At 56.3% G+C, this 20,309-nt stretch carries 15 protein-coding genes and 1 riboswitch; of the genes, 10 read left to right on the top strand and 5 right to left on the bottom strand.

Annotated elements, in window-relative coordinates; translation table 11 throughout:
* Window positions 1-24 precede the first annotated feature (24 nt).
* The 3 genes from metE to LF599_RS07295 form a co-directional block, all read right to left on the bottom strand.
* Entirely contained in the window at window positions 25-2,295 is a 2,271-nt protein-coding gene (metE, locus tag LF599_RS07305; protein WP_279522839.1) for a 5-methyltetrahydropteroyltriglutamate--homocysteine S-methyltransferase, read from the bottom strand.
* A 118-nt stretch (window positions 2,296-2,413) separates the two neighbouring features.
* A riboswitch (cobalamin riboswitch) is annotated at window positions 2,414-2,594 on the bottom strand.
* A 96-nt stretch (window positions 2,595-2,690) separates the two neighbouring features.
* On the bottom strand, window positions 2,691-2,870 hold the full coding sequence (locus LF599_RS07300; protein WP_269943040.1) for a hypothetical protein: 180 nt from the start codon (window positions 2,868-2,870) through the stop codon (window positions 2,691-2,693).
* 18 nt (window positions 2,871-2,888) lie between these two features.
* Entirely contained in the window at window positions 2,889-3,818 is a 930-nt protein-coding gene (locus LF599_RS07295; RefSeq protein WP_269943314.1) for an IS4 family transposase, read from the bottom strand.
* Between the two features lie 323 nt (window positions 3,819-4,141).
* Here LF599_RS07295 and LF599_RS07290 point away from each other — a divergent pair, with 323 nt between their 5' ends.
* From LF599_RS07290 to speB, 10 genes are all read left to right on the top strand, one after another.
* Window positions 4,142-4,795, top strand: a complete 654-nt coding sequence (locus LF599_RS07290; protein WP_279522838.1) for a tyrosine-type recombinase/integrase — start codon at window positions 4,142-4,144, stop codon at window positions 4,793-4,795.
* A gap of 559 nt (window positions 4,796-5,354) precedes the next feature.
* On the top strand, window positions 5,355-6,137 hold the full coding sequence (locus LF599_RS07285) for a FadR/GntR family transcriptional regulator (protein WP_279522837.1): 783 nt from the start codon (window positions 5,355-5,357) through the stop codon (window positions 6,135-6,137).
* Between the two features lie 21 nt (window positions 6,138-6,158).
* Window positions 6,159-7,802 carry a choline dehydrogenase gene (betA, locus tag LF599_RS07280; protein WP_279522836.1) on the top strand — a complete coding sequence of 548 codons (1,644 nt, stop codon included), beginning with the start codon at window positions 6,159-6,161 and terminating at the stop codon, window positions 7,800-7,802.
* Between the two features lie 15 nt (window positions 7,803-7,817).
* Entirely contained in the window at window positions 7,818-9,302 is a 1,485-nt protein-coding gene (betB, locus tag LF599_RS07275) for a betaine-aldehyde dehydrogenase (protein ID WP_279522835.1), read from the top strand.
* A gap of 74 nt (window positions 9,303-9,376) precedes the next feature.
* On the top strand, window positions 9,377-10,330 hold the full coding sequence (locus LF599_RS07270) for an ABC transporter substrate-binding protein (protein ID WP_279522834.1): 954 nt from the start codon (window positions 9,377-9,379) through the stop codon (window positions 10,328-10,330).
* A gap of 147 nt (window positions 10,331-10,477) precedes the next feature.
* Window positions 10,478-11,659, top strand: a complete 1,182-nt coding sequence (gene purT / locus LF599_RS07265; RefSeq protein ID WP_279523086.1) for a formate-dependent phosphoribosylglycinamide formyltransferase — start codon at window positions 10,478-10,480, stop codon at window positions 11,657-11,659.
* A gap of 535 nt (window positions 11,660-12,194) precedes the next feature.
* A complete protein-coding gene (gene speA, locus LF599_RS07260; protein WP_279522833.1) occupies window positions 12,195-14,108 on the top strand; it encodes a biosynthetic arginine decarboxylase in 1,914 nt (637 codons plus the stop codon).
* Window positions 14,109-14,153: 45 nt separating this feature from the next.
* Window positions 14,154-15,344 (top strand): saccharopine dehydrogenase family protein, encoded by a 1,191-nt coding sequence (locus LF599_RS07255; RefSeq protein ID WP_269943036.1) that lies wholly within the window; start codon window positions 14,154-14,156, stop codon window positions 15,342-15,344.
* On the top strand, window positions 15,344-16,513 hold the full coding sequence (gene nspC / locus LF599_RS07250) for a carboxynorspermidine decarboxylase (RefSeq protein ID WP_279522832.1): 1,170 nt from the start codon (window positions 15,344-15,346) through the stop codon (window positions 16,511-16,513). The genes LF599_RS07255 and nspC overlap by 1 nt, the downstream gene beginning before the upstream one ends.
* Before the next feature lie 10 nt (window positions 16,514-16,523).
* Window positions 16,524-17,378 carry an agmatinase gene (gene speB / locus LF599_RS07245; RefSeq protein ID WP_269943035.1) on the top strand — a complete coding sequence of 285 codons (855 nt, stop codon included), beginning with the start codon at window positions 16,524-16,526 and terminating at the stop codon, window positions 17,376-17,378.
* A 138-nt stretch (window positions 17,379-17,516) separates the two neighbouring features.
* On the opposite strand, the gene LF599_RS07240 is transcribed toward speB, so the two are convergent.
* Both LF599_RS07240 and LF599_RS07235 read right to left on the bottom strand, forming a co-directional pair.
* Window positions 17,517-18,095, bottom strand: a complete 579-nt coding sequence (locus LF599_RS07240; protein WP_279522831.1) for a 4Fe-4S dicluster domain-containing protein — start codon at window positions 18,093-18,095, stop codon at window positions 17,517-17,519.
* An 11-nt stretch (window positions 18,096-18,106) separates the two neighbouring features.
* Window positions 18,107-20,239, bottom strand: coding sequence for a molybdopterin-containing oxidoreductase family protein (locus LF599_RS07235; protein WP_279522830.1), 2,133 nt, complete (start codon window positions 20,237-20,239; stop codon window positions 18,107-18,109).
* Window positions 20,240-20,309 lie beyond the last annotated feature (70 nt).

Here is a 20,309-nt window from a genome sequence, read left to right as displayed (position 1 = left end):
TGCCCTTTTGGTGTGTGTAGAGGGTTAGGCGTATGATTCACGCAATTTGAGGGCAGCGCAAACCATGTTTTTTAGGGAGACAAGCGTCTCGACCCAAGCACGGGTTTTGAGGCCGCAGTCAGGGTTAACCCAAAGACGTTCAGCGGGGATTACCTTCAGCGCCTTTTGAAGGAGCGAGTAGATTTCATCCTCGGAGGGAATCCTCGGGCTGTGTATGTCATACACCCCGGGGCCGATTTCCGCCGGATATTCGTATGCATTGAAGGCTTCGAGCAACTCCATGCCGCTGCGGCTGGCTTCGATGCTGATGACGTCGGCGTCCATTTCAGCGATCCATTTCATGATGACGTTGAATTCGCTGTAGCACATGTGTGAATGAATCTGAGTGGTATCCTGTACGCCGCCTGCAGTCAGCCTGAAACAATCCACGGCCCAACGAAGATATGCTTCCTGCTGATCCTTACGAATGGGCATACCCTCCCGGAGCGCGGCTTCGTCGATCTGGATGATGCCGATGCCAGCGGCTTCGAGGTCAAGAACCTCGTCGCGTATGGCGAGGGCTATCTGGCGGCAGACCACTTCACGCGGAATGTCGTTGCGCACGAAGCTCCAGCACAGGATGGTAACCGGCCCGGTCAGCATCCCTTTCATGGGCTTGTTCGTGAGGCTCTGGGCGTACACGGCCCAATCCACGGTCATTTGCTCCGGGCGGGATATATCACCGTAAATGATGGGCGGCTTGACGCAGCGGCTACCGTAGCTTTGCACCCAGCCGTTTTGCGTGAAGCAGAATCCCTTGAGTTGTTGGCCGAAGTATTCGACCATGTCGTTACGTTCCGGTTCGCCGTGGACCAAAACATCAAGTCCCAATTCTTCCTGATGAGCCACGACTTCTGCGATATGTCCCTTCATGGTTTCCTTGTATTCGGCATTCGACAGTTCGCCCTTTTTATATTGCAGACGCGTTTTGCGGATCTCGTCGGTTTGCGGATAAGAACCGATAGTTGTTGTCGGGAAGAGAGGGAGGTTCAACTGTTTCTTCTGGATGGCAGACCGTTTAGCAAAGTCGGATGTCCGGTCATACATTTCGGGAGTGATTGTCTGAAGTCGGTTTCGGGTCTCCTTGTCCACGACATGACAGTGGGCACCTCGTGCGAGAAGCGAAGCTTTGTTCTCTGCGAATATCTTCGGCTTGTCTGCCCCTTCCGCAGCAAGCTTCAAGGCTGCAATTTCATCGCACTTTTGCACAGCGAAAGCCATCCACTGCTTCAACTCCCCATCCAACTCCGTTTCAGCGGAGAGATCCATTGGAGAGTGGAGCAACGAACAGCTGGAGCCGATCATTATGCGGCTTGCTTTCAACTGCTGTCTGCTCGCGTTCACACGTCTGAAGGCAGTTTCGAGTTCAGTCTTCCAGACGTTTCGCCCGTCAACCAGGCCGAGGGACAGGGTAACGTGTGGCGGCAGCTTGTGGATGATGTCTTTCAGTTGTTCGGGGGTGCGCACCAAATCCAAATGGATGCCGTCGATGGGCAATGACAGTGTGAGATCGCGATTGTCGCCAAGCCCACCGAAATACGTGGTGAGCAAAAGACGGGAGCTGACGGTGACCTTCTTCATCTTTGCATAGACAAGCCGGAAGGCTTCATCAGCTTCCTCTGAAATGTCCGTACAGAGGATCGGTTCGTCGATTTGAATCCAGGAGCATTGGCCGTCCAGCTCGGCGAGAATATCACAATAAGCGTCAGCTAGCCCTTCAAGGTGATCCCAACGACTACAGCCGTCGGTCTCCTTGGCGAGCGAAAGAAAGGTGATCGGCCCCACCAGAACGGGCTTCGGAGAATACCCGAGGTCCCTGACAGTGGTGGTTTCTTTGAGAAGCCGGGAGCCGGTTTTTTGGAATCGCGTGTCTCTGGTCAATTCCGGGACGATGTAATGGTAGTTGGAATCGAACCATTTGGTCATCTCCATGGCCGGGATACCCTTTTCCGCATCTCCCCGTGCCATATGGAAATATGTTTCAAGGTCAACTTCTTTGCCATCCCACCGGAATCGGGGAGGAATAGCTCCGAGCATGGTGATGGTGTCGAGGATGTGGTCGTAAAATGAGAAGTCGCCAACTGGCAGCAGGTCCATGCCCGCCTTGGCCTGGATCTCCCAGTGATGCTTCTTGAGGTGCTCGCCAACCTTGATAAGTTCAGCTTCGTTTGTTTCCCCTCTCCAGAATTTTTCGAGGGCCCATTTGAGTTCACGATTTTTCCCCATCCTGGGGAAACCCAATACGTGCGCGTTCATGTCTACTCCATGTTTCAGGGTGAAAGACGTAGAGCGTGCCTTGCGATGGTTGAGAGAAACACAGCGTGGGAATGATCCTGGTCTGAGTTGTTTTCTGCCATCCTAACCTGATCGCGAGGCGGTTGCTCTCTGGCAAGACGTCTTCTGGCTTCCGGCCCCATCGTGTTGAATCCCTTCCCCCAAAAAGGTGGTCATCAACGGGTTTGCCGGTTACAGCGGCGCGTCCGCAGCGGTTTTTCACCGCTTTCCGTTTCTTGCCAAATCCTTATATCAAGATTTATTGATATATAGAAAGTCTGTTCTATGCAAGCTTTTTAGGGCGGGATACATTCCATCATCGTTAGTTGTTTGATTTGAGAGCTGCGAAAAGTCTAGTCAGACTCAATCGTGTCCGGTTAACTCGCCATTCCTAACAACGGATAATCATTTTTGATCTTTGACATTTCTCCTGGCGGACTGAAAAATGTTTCCAGCCCTGTACGCTTGAATACGTTCAGCTGCAGCAATTGCAACATCTCCTGAATGGGCCAGCCGATCCTAGACGTAAATTTCAGGAACGCCACCAGCAGATACATGATCATGGCCACGTAGATTTACGAAAGCACGGCATTTTCCGATGTCCCGATGAATCTTTTGATTTTCAAATTCTGTTTGATCAGCCGGAAGAAAATCTCTATCTGCCAGCGCTCCTTGTAGATTTCCGCAACCGATCTTGCTGCAAGCGAGAAATGGCTGGTCAGATATACGAAGTGCTCACCGGTTTTGGCATCGCGGTACCCCACGCGCCGCAATTTGAGCGGCTTTCCGCCACTCATAACCTGAATGATCTGGTCGGAAGTTATGCCCTGTTTTTTGTTGACGGGTCGACGTTTGAGGACCTTGTAGGACATGTTTTTCTTCTGTCTGGTTACGAAGAAAACACCCGCCTCCATGAGTGCGGCGAACCACCGATAGCAGACGTAGCCTCGGTCGAACACGACGATGGAACCCTTGGGCAATGTGAGTGCCTGAGCGACTTTGGATTCGTGTTTTCGCGCATTGGATATCTCCAGGAAAGACGGGATATAGCCGTCATGGTCCAGGAGCGCGTGGAGCTTGATCCCTCCCCGGTTTTCTCGAAACGAAGCCCAAGGAAATTGGTCAAGGCTCAGTTTGACAGTCGATGCGTCGAGGCTGAACAGCTTGTTTTTGAAACGGAATTTGTGGCTGGGAGCGATGGCTTGGCACTGTTTGTACACCGCACCGAACAGGGCCTGAAAGAACGCTGCCGGACGATTGCTATTGGCATCGGCAAAGGTAGAGCGAGCCACCGGCTTGGCTCCCAAGTGGTAAAGCTTTCTTGCGTTTACTGCGAGGTTGCGCAAGCCATCGCGCATGGAATGCCGAGCCGCGATATGGATAAATGCAAGGCAGACAAATTGATTCCAGCGGCTGAAGACACGGGCTTTTCGTTCGCTCGGAAACTCGCGTTCGACTTGCGTAAAAACATGTCTCGGAATCAGGGATAGCAGTTGAGCAAGGATTGTGTCACTGTGAGCTACGTCAAAATTCTCCTTTGTTATTCATTGGTTAGACACCAATATCATAACACAATTCCCGGAGATTTTGGACGTTTTTCTTTCAGCTAAACCGGACACGACATTCCTGTGGCTGAACTATGCAAGGCCGACATGCGCGAAGTCGTAATAGAACTGCGTAAAAGCAAAATCATCGACCAAGTATATTTCGACAAGAATGGTCGTCATACCAAAACAATCAAGCGCAAATTCAATGGCTGTAGCCAATGCACCATCAACCGCAAAGTCGGCATAGTTAAATCTGCGCTGAACTGAGCTGTAGATCAGAGTTGATCGAAGAAAATCCGATTCGCAGCTTCAAGGCTCCTCGGGGGCCGAACAACAAGCCTTCGGCCCCCACTCCGGAAGAGATCAACCGCATCCTGAAGGCCGCACGAGATCACGTCAGGCGAGTTGTCGTTATTGGAGTCGGTACTGGCTGTCGTGTCGGGCCGAGTGAATTGTTCGACATTCGATGGTCTCATGTTTCAGAAGACTGCACCAAGATCCGCATCTATTCAGCCGACAAAAATCCGAACATTCCCCACCGCGATATCGACCTCAAGCCAGCAGTGACAGTTGCCCTTCGCATATGGCGAGAGATCGACATGGCCAACGGCCTCACGGAACACATCATCCATTGGAGAAGCAAACCGATCGATTCCTTCAAAACAACCTGGGGCAGCACGCTCAAAAGAGCTGACATCGGCCGCCGCATTCGCCCCTACGATTGTCGACACCATTCCATTTCCCAAGCGCTTCGAAAAAAATGCGATCTTAAGGCCATATCAATAATCGTCGGCCACGCCGATCCCACAATGATCTTGCGCCATTACCAGGAAGTTGTCGCCGAATCCCCCCAGGAAGTCATGAACTCGGTCACCGATCTGGATATCTCGGAAATCGGTACGGAGCCACAGGACCTGTGCAAGGAGACTGTGTAATGATTAGCTCTTGGGATTAGTGACAAAACCGGAAGACATTAAACCCACGACCTCTTGAATGCCATTTTCGTTGGCACTCAACCAAACCACTCAAATAACCATTCAAAAACAAAAGACTTATCGCCGCCAAGCCACTTCGAAATGCTTTTGAGCAAAGGTGCAGAAAACGCGGGATGTCGCCGCTTTTCGCATGGCGTCGCGAAAAAAGCGGACATATACCGGACACATTTTTTACCTCTAAGCTCTAAATTCGCAGCACCTGGCATGGCAGATTCGAATACAACATAATGAAGATCACCTGCCTCACATTGGGTATCCAATGGAGAACTTCAGCATCCCACATAAGCCACACATGCTCTTGAAGCGAACAGTTTTCCCGGTGTGGCCGATCCCGTACTTCATGACTTCGAGAGACGGCAATAATCACCCGTCCATTCAAAGGGTTACCCCCACCCTTGACGTTCTGAGCAAATCTTGCCTAAAATGGTCCTACCAAATGTGGCAAAAATTGGCATATCCACGAAAATAACGCAAAAATTCACATCATAGGTAATACCTTTTGACTGCGCTAGACACGATTTCACCCCTTTTCCTTCCTGTTCAGGCCGGGCGCGCCAGCGAGGAGGTAGCCCTCCAGATAGAAGCCGCCATAGTGGATGGCAGGCTTTCTCCCGGCGAACGATTGCCAAGTGAACGAGAAATGCAATCCCAGTTCGGCACCGGGCGCGGTGTCATCCGGGAGGCAATCAAAATACTGAAGCAAAAGGGCCTTCTTGAAGTAAAAAAGGGTGCCAAGGGCGGCGCTTATGTCCGGCAATTGGATGTGGGCAACGTGTCCGAATCCCTTGCTCTGTTCCTCAAGCAACATCCTGTGAATCCGGAAAAGCTGATCGAATTCCGCGAATCACTGGACCAAACCATTACCCAATTGGCCATCACACATGCAAAGAAGGCCGAAAAAGAGGAATTGCTCAAGGAAGCTCTTCGCCTGGAATCCATGCTTCGTGAAGGTGAACCAGACTTCCTCGCGACCAGCGAGCTGGATCGGCAATTGAACATCATGCTGGCCAAGATGGCTCGCAATCCTCTTTTTGAGTGGGTGATGCACGCCCTGCAGATGGGGTTCAGCTCCCACGACTACTCTTTGTACGAAGACCCGACCTATCGAAAAAGGGCCGCCGCCAACTGGAGTGACACAGCCAAGGCCATCGCCGACGGCGAACTCATGCGCGCCCTCGCGTTCATCGGCCACCACTATGTGCTGCTACGCAAATGTATCGACGAAAAGGCCGCCCCCACCAATGAACCGGCCGCCGAATTCCTTCAAGACGAAAACCAATAGCCACAAGAAAGAATACAGATCATGAAACACTACAATTACATCATCGTTGGTGGCGGTTCCGCCGGTTCCGTCCTCGCCAACCGCCTGAGTGCCAATCCGAACAACAAAGTCCTCGTTCTTGAAGCGGGACTTCCCGATTTCAAGTTCGACTTTCGCATCCACATGCCTGCGGCCCTGACCTATCCACTGGCAGGCAAGACTTACAATTGGTGGTATGATTCCGATCCCGAACCGCACATGAACAACCGCCGCATCTACCAGCCGCGCGGCAAGGTTCTCGGCGGCTCCAGCTGCATCAACGGCATGATCCACATTCGCGGCAACGCCATGGACTACGAAAAGTGGTCCAAGGAAGACGGCCTGGAAAACTGGTCCTATGCCCACTGCCTGCCCTACTTCAAACGCTTTGAAGGTCGCACGGCCGGAGCCGATGAGTACCAGGGCGCAGTCGGCCCACTCTACCTAACCGAGCCAGACAATGAGAGCCCGCTCTTCGACGCCTTCTTCAAGGCGGTTCAGGAAGCAGGCTATCCCGTGACCAAGGACGTCAACGGCTACCAGCAGGAAGGATTCGGCAAGTTCGACCGCACCACTTACCAGGGCCGTCGCTGGAACGCAGCCCGCGCATACGTCCACCCGGTCAAAAACCGCCGCAACCTGGACATCAAGTGCCTGGCGCAGGCCACCCGTATCCTGTTCGAAGGCAAACGCGCCGTTGGCGTCGAGTATACGCGCGGCCCGCTCAAAAAGCTTTTCAAGGCATACGGTGGCGAGATTATATCCTGCGGCGGCGCCATCAACTCCCCGCAGTTGCTCCAGATTTCCGGTGTGGGTAACGGCTCTGAGCTGTCCGCCCTTGGCATCGACGTGGTTCAGGACCTCCCCGGCGTGGGCGAGAACCTGCAGGACCACCTGGAACTCTACGTCCAGTACGCATGCAAGAAGCCTGTTTCCATGTTTCCCTGCCTCAAGTGGTACAACCAACCCTGGATCGGAGCCAAGTGGCTGTTCGCAGGCAAGGGTGAGGCTGCCACCAACCACTTCGAGGCCGGTGGCTTCATCCGCGGCAACGACCAGGTGGAATACCCCAATATCCAGTACCACTTCCTGCCCATTGCCATCCGCTACGATGGCTCCGCCCCCAACGAGGGGCACGGTTACCAGGTCCACGTAGGCCCCATGAACACCGACGTGCGCGGGCATGTGAAGATCAAGTCCGCCGACCCCAAGGAACATCCGAGCATCCTGTTCAACTACCTCTCCACCGAGCAGGAAAAACGCGAATGGGTCGAGGCTATCCGCAAAACCCGTGAAATCATGACCCAGCCCGCCTTTGACGAATTCCGTGGAAAGGAGCTGGCACCCGGCAAGCAGGCCCAGACCGATGAGGAAATCCTCGATTTCGTGGCCCGCGAAGGCGAATCCGCCTACCATCCGAGCTGCACCTGCGCTATGGGCACCCATGATATGGCGGTCACTGATCCTGCTCTGCGCGTCCACGGCGTGGAAGGGTTGCGAGTAGTCGATGCCTCGGTCATGCCTTACGTGACCAACGGCAATATCTACGCCCCGACCATGATGATCGCGGAAAAGGCTGCGGACATCATCCTCGGCAACACGCCCATCGCACCTGAAAACGTCCCCTTCTACAAACACGAGAAGTAAAATGGCGGTGAAATCATGATCTCGGGGAAACTCTATATTAATGGACAATGGGTCGATTCGCGCTCCGGCAATGAGCGAAAAATCCTCAATCCGTTCGATGCGTCCGTCATAGCCACGGTTGCAGAAGGCGACCGTGAAGACACCAGGGCAGCCATCACGGCGGCCCGCCGGGCCTTTGACGAAAGCGGCTGGCCCCAGACTCCGGCCTCGGAGCGGGCACGGCTTCTGTTCAAACTGGGCGACCTGATTGAGCGCGACCGCGAGGAACTGGCCCGCCTGGAAAGCCTGGACACCGGCAAGACCGTTGAGGAAAGCCGCTGGGACATGGAGGACATCGAGGGTATCTTCCGCTACTTCGCCGGGCTGGCCGACAAGGACGGCGGCGAAATCATCGCCTCGCCCAACCCGGATTCCACCAGCATGGTCATCCGCGAACCAGTGGGCGTCTGCGGCCAGATTTCACCGTGGAACTATCCGCTCCTTCAGGCTTCATGGAAGATGGCCCCGGCACTGGCAGCAGGCTGCACCATCGTCATGAAGCCGAGCGAGATCACGCCCCTGACCACCCTCAAGGTGACAGAACTGGCCGAAGAGGCAGGCTTTCCTGCTGGCGTGGTCAACACGGTCCTCGGCCCTGGCCCCGAGGTGGGAGCTGAGCTGTCCGAAAACAACGACGTGGACCTGATCTCCTTCACCGGCGGCATCGCCACCGGCAAGACCATCATGCGCGCCGCTACCGGGAACGTGAAGAAGGTCGCCTTGGAGCTGGGCGGTAAAAATCCCAACATAATCTTCGACGACGCCGACTTCGACGTCGCGGTGGACTACGCCCTTAACGGCGTTTTCTTCCACGCCGGGCAAATCTGCTCGGCCGGAGCACGGGTCATGGTGCAGAAAGGCATCCACGATCGTTTTGTGGAGGCCCTGCAAGGACGAATGGAAAAGATCGTCGTCGGCAACGGATTTGACAAAAAGACCCAGATGGGTCCGCTCATCTCCGCCGAGCATCTGGCCAAGGTCGAAGGATACGTCAACATCGCCAAAAACGAAGGTGCCAAGCTCGTGCTGGGCGGCAAACGCCCAGATGACGCGGCCTTGGAAAACGGCTACTTTTACAGGCCCACCCTGTTCACGGAATGCGAAAACAATATGCGCATCGTGCAGGAGGAAGTGTTCGGACCGATCATAACGATCGAAAAGTTCAGCACGGAAGAGGAAGTAATAAAACGGGCAAACGACACCATCTACGGCCTGTCTGCTGGATTCTGGACCCGCGATCCTGACCGCATTGAGCGTGTGTCCAAGGCGCTTCGCTTCGGCACGGTCTGGGCCAACGATTTCAACGTCTATTTCGTCCAGGCCCCCTGGGGCGGCTACAAGCAGTCAGGCCTGGGCCGCGAACTCGGCAAAATCGGCCTCGAAGAATACACCGAGGTCAAACACATATATCGCAACCACGCCACCCAGCCTTTCAACTGGTTTGGCGTGGATAACGAATAACCAGCGTATTTCGCGTTTAACGAGCGAGACAGCCTGCGCTGAACCGCTCCTTTAATTTCAACGTAGGAGGTTTAATGTCTTCTGGCCTTAGGCGAACCGCAATCGCCTTCTTTCTCATCGCAACCATTTTCTGTTTCAACATCACCGCACACGCCGCCGACAAAATCACTGTTGCCAGTGTTTCCTGGACCGGTGTGACCATCAAATCCGAAATCGCGGTTTCCGTTCTGGAAAGCCTCGGTTACAAGGCCGAAAACAAAGTCTTTTCCGTGCCCATCACATACTCCGCCCTGTCAACCGGCGATGCCGATGTGTTCTTCGGCAACTGGATGCCCTCCATGGCCAATATCGCCAACAAATTTTTCGACAAAGGAACGGTCATCAAATACGTGGCCAACATGCCGGGAGCCAAATACACCCTGGCAGTGCCTTCCTACTGCGCCGAAGCCGGACTCAAGGACTTCAGCGACATCGCCAAATTCGGCGACAAGCTGGACTGGAAGATCTACGGCATCGAGCCTGGCAACGACGGCAACATGATCATTCAGGACATGATCGACAAGGATATGTTCGGCCTGGGCAAATTCAAGCTGGTCGCTTCCAGTGAAGTTGCCATGCTCTCCGAAGTCCAGGCGTTCGCCAAGAACGACAAGTGGATCGTCTTCCTCGGTTGGGCTCCGCACAGCATGAACGAACGCATCGATATGACCTATCTCACCGGCTCCACCGATCAGACCTTCGGCGGTAATGATGGTACCGCCACCGTTTGGACCAACATCCGCAAAGGATTGGAAAAGGACAACCCCAACGTTGCCAAGCTGTTCAAGAACATGACCTTCCCTGTCTCCATGATGAACCAGATCATGACCGAAGTGCACAACAACAAGAAACTGAAGCTGGGTGAAGCCGGGCTCAAGTGGCTCAAGGGCAATCCGGCCATGTACGAAAAATGGCTCGACGGCGTGACCACCGTGAATGGCAAGCCAGGTGCAGCCGCCTTCAAGGCATACCTCGACTCCGAGGCCTAGCCTCACACAAACAACAACCACGAGGGGGCTGTATTCGTACAGCCCCCTTATTTAATCGAAAAGGGAAATCCTTTCAATTTGGGGGGAAGTTTGGCATAGGGAGTCCCTACCTAAAGCATGATTTTAATCAATTCAAAGGGATTTAGAATGACGATATTAGGAACAGCCAAAACGGCATCAGCAAAGAAAATGATGCTTCTTGGTGGTGGCGAACTTGGCAAGGAAGTTGTGATTGAAGCGCAGCGTCTCGGCGTTGAGGTTATTGTGGTCGATCGCTATGAAGATACCCCCGCCATGCAGGTGGCGCACCGCTCTTATTCCATGTCCATGTTGGATGGCGACGCGCTTCGCCGAGTCATTACGGAAGAGAAGCCGGACTATATTGTGCCTGAGATTGAGGCCATTGCCACATCTACCTTGGTCGAGCTTGAAAAAGAGGGATTTAATGTTGTCCCTACCGCCAATGCGACTAAGCTGACAATGGATCGCGAAGGCATTCGGCGTCTTGCTGCTGAAGAGATTGGCCTGACCACATCGGTTTACCGTTTCGCCGACACAGAAGAAGAATACCGGGCGGCAGTGGCCGAAATCGGTGTCCCATGCGTAATCAAGCCCGTCATGAGTTCTTCCGGAAAAGGGCAATCCGTCGTGAAAAGTGAGGCCGATATCCAAAAGGCCTGGGATTATTCTCAGTCCGGCGGCCGTACGGGTGAGGGGCGTATCATCATCGAAAAATTCGTACCTTTTGATTATGAGATTACCCTTTTAACCGTGCGCCACGTTGATGGAACAACGTTTTGTAAGCCGATTGGGCACCGACAAGAGAATGGGGATTACCGTGAATCTTGGCAGCCGCAACCCATGAGCGAAGCAGCCCTTGCGAAAGCTCAAGAATACGCACGCAAGATCACAGACGCCTTAGGTGGGCGTGGAATTTTTGGCGTTGAACTTTTTGTAAAAGATGATGATATTATCTTCAGTGAAGTTTCCCCCCGCCCTCACGACACTGGATTAGTGACTGTCATCTCTCAGGATTTAAGTGAATTTGCTCTGCATGTAAGAGCTATTTTGGGCTTGCCGATTCCGGGTATTCGTCAATACGGAACAGCCGCTTCGAGTGTAATTTTATCTAATGGCACATCAGACAAGCCCGCCTTTGATGGCGTTGATGTTGCCCTTCGCGAGGCAGATACAAAGGTTCTGATTTTCGGAAAGGGCGAATGCGCTGGAGTCCGTCGTCTTGGCGTTGCCTTGGCCCTTGCCGACGATGTTGAGAGTGCTGTGGAGAAAGCTAAAAAAGTTTCTTCTGCTATAACTATTTCGTATTAATAGCACTTTGAACCGATCGTATGACCAATAAAAGTCTGTAGAGCGGAGGGTTTGCGCTCCTTTCTTGTCCCTTAAATCTGACTTGTTCGTTACACGTAACAAAGCCGAGTGCGTATGAACGCGCTCGGCTTTGTTTATCGTATTCAGTAGGGCAATCAAAATAAAGCACACCACCCCCTTTCGCGGCAGGGCACGCTGAGCGGGATATAGCCCGCGCCGAAGGCGCATAGATGGGATGCAAGGGTGCGAACCCTTGCCCGCCGGAGGCGAAATCATCCGACTATTGCCGCAAAGCGGCTTTCAAGGCCTGATTTTCCTCTCCAGGGAGTTGCAGGAAAAGTTCCCCCAAAAAACGCCCTCGGATATATTCAGCAAAGGCGGCGGCGTACGCGCTACGCGCCGCGCAGGGGGCAAATTTAATATTGACTTTTTTGCCCCCCGCCCATACTTCCGTTTTCGCATTGAAACGATTAACTCGAATCAATGAACCGCAACACCGGGTTTTCCCGAATCCACTTGGCGGGAGGATTTATGAGTGACCCCTACCCTGGAAAGATGGACCACTGAACGGTCCACCGAACTCTATGGCGTCCGTGAATGGGGAGCCGGCTTCTTCGGCATTTCCCAATCCGGAGAACTGCAAGTAACCCCCGAGCCGGGCAATTTTACCAATGCGGTAAGCATTCCCGAGATTATCGAAGGTATTCAGGAACGCGGCTTGGACATGCCCGTGCTCCTGCGCATCGAGAATATCCTCGGCACCCAGATTTCCCTGCTCAACAACAGCTTCCAGGCGGCCATCGACAGCCTCAATTACCGAGGCTCGTATCTTGGCGCTTACCCCATCAAGGTCAACCAGCAGCAACAAGTGGTGGAAGCCGTGACACGTCACGGCAAGAAATACCATCACGGGCTTGAGGCTGGCAGCAAGGCCGAACTGATCGCCGCGATGGGAATGCTCCGCGACCCCGAGGCGGTTCTCGTGTGCAACGGCTACAAGGACGAGGAATACATCGACCTTGGCCTTCACGCGACACAGCTCGGCTTCAAATGCGTCCTGGTCGTCGAAATGCCGGGTGAACTGCCGCTCATCATCGAGCGGTCCAGAGCCCTGGGCGTCGAGCCCATCCTCGGCGTGCGCGTCAAGCTCTCGGCCCAGGCCAACGGCCTCTGGGCCGAATCCGGCGGAGACCGCTCCATCTTCGGCCTCAATGCCGCGCAAATCATCGAGGCCATCGACACCCTCAAGGCAGAAGAGATGCTGGGCAGCCTCCAACTGCTCCACTACCATCTCGGTTCGCAGATTCCGAACATCCGCGAAATCCGCAATGCCGTGGCCGAAGCGGCCCGCGTCTATGCGGGGCTTGTGGCCGAGGGGGCGGGTATGCGCTACCTCGACCTCGGCGGCGGTCTGGCCGTTGATTACGACGGCACCCAGACAAACTTCATGAGCAGCCGCAACTACTCGGTGGACGAATATTCCGTGGATGTGGTGGAAGGCGTCATGACCGTGCTCGACGAGCAGAACATCGACCATCCGATCATCATCACCGAATCGGGCCGGGCATTGGTCGCCTACTACTCCATGCTGCTCTTCAACGTGCTGGATACGGCCCGTTTCGAGCCCGAGACGCTGCCAGAGACGCTGCCAGAAGGCACGAGCATCCACATTCAGCATCTCTATGACACGTTGGAAGCATTGAACCTGCGCAACGTCCAGGAAAGCTTCAACGACATTCTCTACTACCGCGACCAGGTGCGGCAGGCCTTCTCTCAGGGCAAGCTCTCCTTCCGTGAGCGCGCCCTCGGAGACAGCGTCTTCTGGGAGACCATCTTCCGCATCGCCCGGTTCGCCAAGGACATGCCCTCGCTCCCGCACGAGCTGGAAGGCATCACCCAGGCTCTGTCCGACATTTACTACTGCAACTTCAGCGTATTCCAATCCCTTCCCGATTCCTGGGCCATAGGGCAGCTCTTCCCCATCATGCCGGTGCACCGTCTCAACGAAACGCCGACACGCGAGGGACTGCTGGCCGACATCACCTGCGACTGCGACGGCAAGATCGACCGTTTCATCGACAGCCAGGGCGTCAAGCGAACCATGCCCCTGCATGAGTTGAAGGACTCCGAGGAGTACTACCTCGGCGCCTTCCTTGTAGGCGCATATCAGGAAACGCTCGGCGATCTGCACAACCTGCTCGGTGACACCAACATCGTCACCGTCAGGATTCGTGACAACGGCGAGTTCGTTTTTGTGGGCGAGCTTGAGGGCGACACGGTGGAGGATATCCTCTCCTATGTGGAATACGACACCAAAGCCCTCCTCAGGCGCTTCCGCAAAACAGCGGAGACAGCCGTTCAGCACGGCCAGATAACGCCCATTCAGCGACGGGATATCCTCCAGGCCTACAAAAACGGCCTGCAGGGCTACACTTACTTCGAACGATAAGAAATTCTTACCGCTCCCAGAAGAGCGTTCTACGAGGATACGACTATGTCCAAGGTTCTGATCATCGGCGCCGGAGGCGTCGGCAGCGTGGCGGTGCACAAGTGCGCCCAGGTTCCCGAGGTGTTCAGCGAAATCCACCTCGCCAGCCGTACCAAGTCCAAGTGCGACGCCATTGCCGCATCGGTCAAGCAGCGCACCGGAGTCGACGTCCCCACCTACCAGGTCGACGCCGACAACGTGGCCGAGACCGTGGAGCTCATCAACAGGATCAAGCCGGATCTGCTGGTCAACCTGGCCCTCCCCTACCAGGATTTGACGCTCATGGACGCGTGCCTTGAAACCGGCGTCAACTACCTCGACACGGCCAACTACGAACCGCCGAACGAGGCCAAATTCGAATACAAATGGCAGTGGGCGTATCAAGAACGCTTCAAGGAAGCGGGTCTCATGGCCCTGCTCGGCTCCGGGTTCGACCCGGGCGTCACCAACGTGTTCGCGGCCCACGCCATGAAGCACCACTTCGACGAAATCCATGTGCTCGACATCATCGACTGCAACGCTGGAGACCACGGGCAGGCTTTCGCCACCAACTTCAACCCGGAAATCAACATCCGCGAAATCACCCAGCGCGGACGATACTGGGAACGCGGCGAGTGGGTCGAGACCGATCCGCTCTCCTGGTCCATGAGCTACGATTTCCCGGAAGGCATCGGCACGAAGAAGTGCTATCTCATGTACCATGAGGAACTGGAGTCCCTGGTCATGCACATCAAGGGCCTCAAGCGCGCCCGCTTCTGGATGACCTTCGGCGACGCGTACCTCAACCATCTGCGCGTGCTGGAAGGCATCGGCATGACCTCCATCGAACCCGTCGAATACAAGGGCCAGATGATCCAGCCGCTTCAGTTCCTCAAGGCGGTCCTGCCCGAACCCGGCTCCCTCGGCCCCCTGACCAAGGGGCGCACCTGCATCGGCAACGTCATGAAGGGCGTCAAGGACGGGAAGGAAAAGACGATGTACATCTACAACATCTGCTCCCACGAAGCCGCATACGAAGAAGTCGGTTCCCAGGCCATATCCTACACCACGGGCGTTCCGGCCATGATCGGCGCCATGATGATGCTCACCGGCAAATGGTCCGGCGAGGGCGTCTTCCACATGGAGCAATTCGATCCCGATCCGTTCATGGCCGCCCTGAACAGCCACGGCCTGCCCTGGCAGGAAGCGGAGCTGTAGTGAACGGCCGCCTGGAATACCGTTTCGACCCCAAGTTGGTCGAGACGCCATCCTATGTCATCGACGAGGGCCTCCTGAAAGACAACCTGGAGGTCCTCGCCTCTGTCAGGGAGCGGGCGGGATGCAAGGTGCTGCTCGCGCTGAAATGCTTCGCCATGCACGCCGTATTCCCCTTACTTGCGAAAAAGCTGGACGGCATCTGCGCCAGCTCGCCTCACGAGGCGCGGCTGGGGCGGGAGGAATTCGGGCGCGAGGTGCACACTTTCGCCGCCGGTTATTCCGAAGCGGATATCCGGGACCTGTGCGAGACGAGCGACCATATCGTGTTCAACTCCTTTGCCCAGCTCGACCGCTTCCGTCCGCTGGTGCGGGAACTGGCCGAAGCCGCCGGGCGCGACATTGAACTCGCCCTGCGCATCAACCCCGAGCACTCCGAAGGGGCCACGCCCATCTACGACCCCTGTTCTCCCGGCTCAAGGCTGGGCATTCGGCGGGCGCAGTTCGACGCCGACAACCTCGACGGGATCACGGGCCTGCACTGGCACAATCTGTGCGAGCAGGACGCCGACTGCCTGGAAAGGACCATCGAGGCCGTCGAACGGAATTTCGCCGACGTGCTGCCGCGCATGAAATACGTTAACTTCGGCGGCGGGCACCACATCACCTGGCCCGGCTACGACGTCGAACTACTGGTCAGCCTCATCACCCGCTTCAAGGAGAAATGGAACGTCGAGGTCTATCTGGAACCGGGCGAGGCCGTGGCGCTCAACGCGGGCTACCTCGTCGCTGAGGTCCTCGACGTGGTGCAGGCCGACATGCCCGTGGCGATCATGGATTCCGCAGTGCCGTGCCACATGCCCGACGTCATCGAAATGCCCTACCGTCCGCATATCGTCGGTTCAGGCGAGGCCAACGAAAAGGCATGGACCTGCCGGATCGGCGGTCCCTCCTGCCTGGCTGGCGACGTGGCCGGGGAATACTCGTTCGATCAGCCCGCCCGGACCGGCGACCGCCTGGTTTTCACCGACATGGCCATCTATTCCATGGTCAAGACCAATACATTCAACGGTATCCAATTGCCGTCGATTTATCTCTTCAGGCCCGATTCGAATGAAATTCCCCTTGTCCGCTCCTTTGGCTACGAAGATTTCAAAAACCGACTTTCCTAGAGAGGACGCCATGGCTTCGCACTTTCTTGAAGGCGAGATCAACAACGCGCGGCCGGAAGAGGCCGCTTTCCATATCATTCCGGTTCCCCTGGAATCGTCCGTCTCCTACGGCGGCGGAACCGCTGAAGGGCCTGCGGCCATAGTGGAGGCGTCCACGCAACTGGAACTGTGGGACGGCAAGTCCGTGCCCGCAAACAACGGAATCCACACTTCCGCGTCCGTGGATTGCTCTGGCGACATTTCCAAAACCCTCGACAGGATCGAGGACGCCGTCACGTATGCCGTGGAATGCGAGGCGATGCCCCTGGTCCTCGGCGGCGAGCACACCGTGACCCTCGGCGCGCTCAGGGCATTGAAGCAAAAATACCCGAAATTCGGCGTAGTCCAGTTCGACGCCCACGCCGATCTCCGAAATTCCTACGAAGGCTCACTCTACAGTCACGCATGCGTCATGCGCCGCGCCGCCGACGACCTCGGCCTTCCCATCTTCCAGATCGGCGTCCGCGCCCTGTGCACGGAGGAAGTGGAATACAGGAAGGCCAACGACATCCCCCATCTTGATGCGCGCGAGCTGTTTCTGAAAGGCATCCCCAAGCACCTCCTGCCTTCCGACTTCCCGGATCGAATCTACATCACGTTCGATGTGGACGGACTGGACCCTTCGGTCATCCGGGCCACCGGCACTCCGGTTCCGGGAGGCATCGGCTGGCATGAAGCCCTGACGCTCCTCGAAGCCGCCGTGCAGGACAGGGAACTCATCGGGGCCGATGTCGTCGAACTGGCCCCCATGGACGGGGATCGCGCGTCGGATTTCGCCTCGGCGCAATTGGCCTACCTCATTATGGGCCTCAAGCCCGCGAGCTAGGGTGAACGACGATCACGCCGAGGCGCGGCGTGACGGCCACCCGGCATTCCGCAGGCATTGCCGAGGCTCCCTTGCTTTCATCCCGCAACGAAAAAAGGCGCACTCCATTGGAATGCACCTTTTGTCATGGTCTGGCCGCTAAACGCCGGCCAACGTGTTTTTGGGCGTCGGCTTCAGGTAGACGATCGACATGGCTGACTTCTTCCTGTCGATCTCGCGGCCCTGATCCAGGGCCGTCTGCCTGAGCATCTCCACCTCGCCGAACGAGATGGCGTCGGTCATGCAGACCTCGGCGCAGACCGGAATCTCCCCGGCCACCACGCGGTCATGGCAGAGATCGCACTTGTGCGCCTTGTTGCGAACCGCGTCGAACTGGATGACGTTATACGGGCACGCCTCGATACAGGCTTTTGAGCCCGCGCACTTGTCCGCATCGATGCGGACGATGCCGGTCTGCGGGTCCTTGACGATCGCCTCCGAAGCGCACGCCTTGACGCACTGCGCGTTTTTGCAGTGCTGACACGGAACCACCCAGCAATGTTCCGAGACAAGAGGATAGGTTCCCTCGGTCAGGGATTCCACGCGGATATAAAAGGGAATCTCCCCCGGCATACAGTTTTCGTGGTCCACGATGCCGTGGTGGTTGCGGCAGGCGACCACGCACGTCTTGCAGCCGATACATTTGTTCATGTCTATCATCAAGCCGAGCTGATGCATCGTTGCCCTCCTTATCTGGTTATGCGCACTCTGGTGGAAACGTGCGCCTCGCCGCCGATGAGGTCCTGCCATTCAAGGTGCGAACCGGCATCGGGGATGAGTTCGTTGTCGCAATGGCCCGCCCCGGCCGCCACACGGCCAACAGTCGCGCCGAAACCGTGCATGATGCCCACGCAATCCGGCCGGATATGCTCGGTGAGCCTGACCGGCATTCGCAGCTCTCCCGTACGCGACTTGATGGTGACCGTGTCGCCGTCCCCGATTCCGAGTTTGGCGGCGGCCGCCGGGTTGAGAATGGCCGGGTTGGTGCTCTGGCCGGATGCGGGATCGCGCAACTGGGCGTTGTTGCTGGACCACGGCCCGGTTCCGTTGATGTGGATGCGGCGGTAACTTATCATAATGAACGGATACTCCTCCACGTCCGCATCGTATTCCGGAGCGAGAATGGCGCGCGGCAACTGCTGGCCGACCTCCTCCAAATCCTCCCAGTAGAGGTGAACCGTGCCGGACGGCGTCCCGAAGCCGCCGTCCCTGTACTTGCGGAAGCCCATGGTGCCGGGAGACCACTTGCCTCCCATGGCCTTGAGCTTTTCCACGGACAGGCCGAGCCCCTTGAGCTGAATGTCGTAATACTCGACGTCGTCCTTGAACTGGAAGTATTCCGGGAACATGCGCTTGCCTATTTCGATGAACACGAGATTGGAATGCATGGCCTCGCCCGGTGCCTTCACCAGGGGTTGGCGGAGAAGCACGCCGTGGCCGAAATTATACCACCACGGCATGTACAGAAGCTCGTAACGCTCGAAATGAGTCTGGTCGGGCAGCACCAGGTCGGCGTATTTGGCGGTTTCGGAAAGCATGATGTCCGTGTTCAGCAGGAATTCCAGCATGTATTCGCCGTTCGCGTCCTTCATGCACACGGCCTTCTGCCACTCCTTGCTGCCCATTTCGGTCAGGGCCGGATTGGCTTCGGTGACGAGAAGGATTTTGAGGCTGCCGTCCTTGATGGCCTGCGCCTCGTACCAGGTCGGTTCCATGATGAAGCTGTAATTTCTGAAGGCATCGCGATTCGGCCCGGTGCGGTGGAAGCCCATCTCGTTGAGGGGCGGCGGGCCGGGCGGCTGGGGCTCCACCGGGCTGAGCGGAGTCAGTTCCGGTATGGGCTGGCCGCCGGGGTTGTCCAGATTGCCGGTGATAGCCAGGAAAATGGACCACGCGTGGCCGAAATCGAGCGCCTGGCCGAGCATGATGGACTTGAAGCCGTCCACCCCCACGGCCGGGGCCTCGGCGCACATGACGGCCAGTCTCCTGATGTCGTCCGCCGGGACGTCGCAAATCGCGCTCATGGCCTCGGGGGTCATGTCCTTGACGTGCGCCTTGACCTTGTCGAAGTCGCCCTCGCGCACCCACTCTTCCACGAACTTCTTATCGTAGAGATCGTTTTCAATGATGTGATGTATCATGCCCAGGAAAAGCGCGGTGTCGCCGGACGGGCGAATGGGAATCCACCAATCCGCCTTGGCCGCATCCGGACTGAAGATCGGGTCCACCACGATGAGCTTGGCTCCCCGGTCCATGGCCTCCATAATATCCCTGGGAACGCAGGCGTCATCCAGGCAGCCGAAGGCGTGACGGCCCACCAGCAGGATTATGCCGTCCTTGGGCATGGTGAACCAGGCGGGCGGGATGTGGTGATTGGGAATGCCGCCCCAACATTTGATCTCCGAGACGATCTTGCCCGAATCGCAGTGCGGCAGGCCGGTATTGATGTAGCCGCCATAAGCGTTGAGGAAGTGCCATTTCGGGTCGGTCAGCGAATGGGGAAAGAAGCTGTAGGTGAGCTTGTGCCCTTCGCCCCGATCGTACAAACTACGCAGCTTCTCCTCGATAATGTCGAACGCCTCGTTCCAGGAAATCTCCTCGAACCGGCCTTCCCCCCGCTCGCCGACCCGTTTCAGGGGTTTTGTCAGACGGTCCTTCGCGTACTGGAGAGTGACCCCGGCCATCCCCTTGACGCAGGCTTTGCCGCCGTATTTCGGATTTCCTTTGACCTCGGTGACCCGTCCATCCTGAACTTTCGCCAGAATGGCGCATTCCGCCTTGCATTGATAGCAGACAGTGGGATGCCATCCGTCCTGTACCATGGTGAGCCTCCTTGAGTTGCGGCTCTGTCAGGGTATCCCCTCAGGCAGAGCAACCCATTGGTATAACCAT

The organism is Pseudodesulfovibrio thermohalotolerans (genome assembly GCF_021353295.2).
In the GTDB taxonomy this organism is placed as follows: domain Bacteria; phylum Desulfobacterota; class Desulfovibrionia; order Desulfovibrionales; family Desulfovibrionaceae; genus Pseudodesulfovibrio; species Pseudodesulfovibrio thermohalotolerans.
This window is presented reverse-complemented; position numbering and strand designations above follow the sequence as displayed.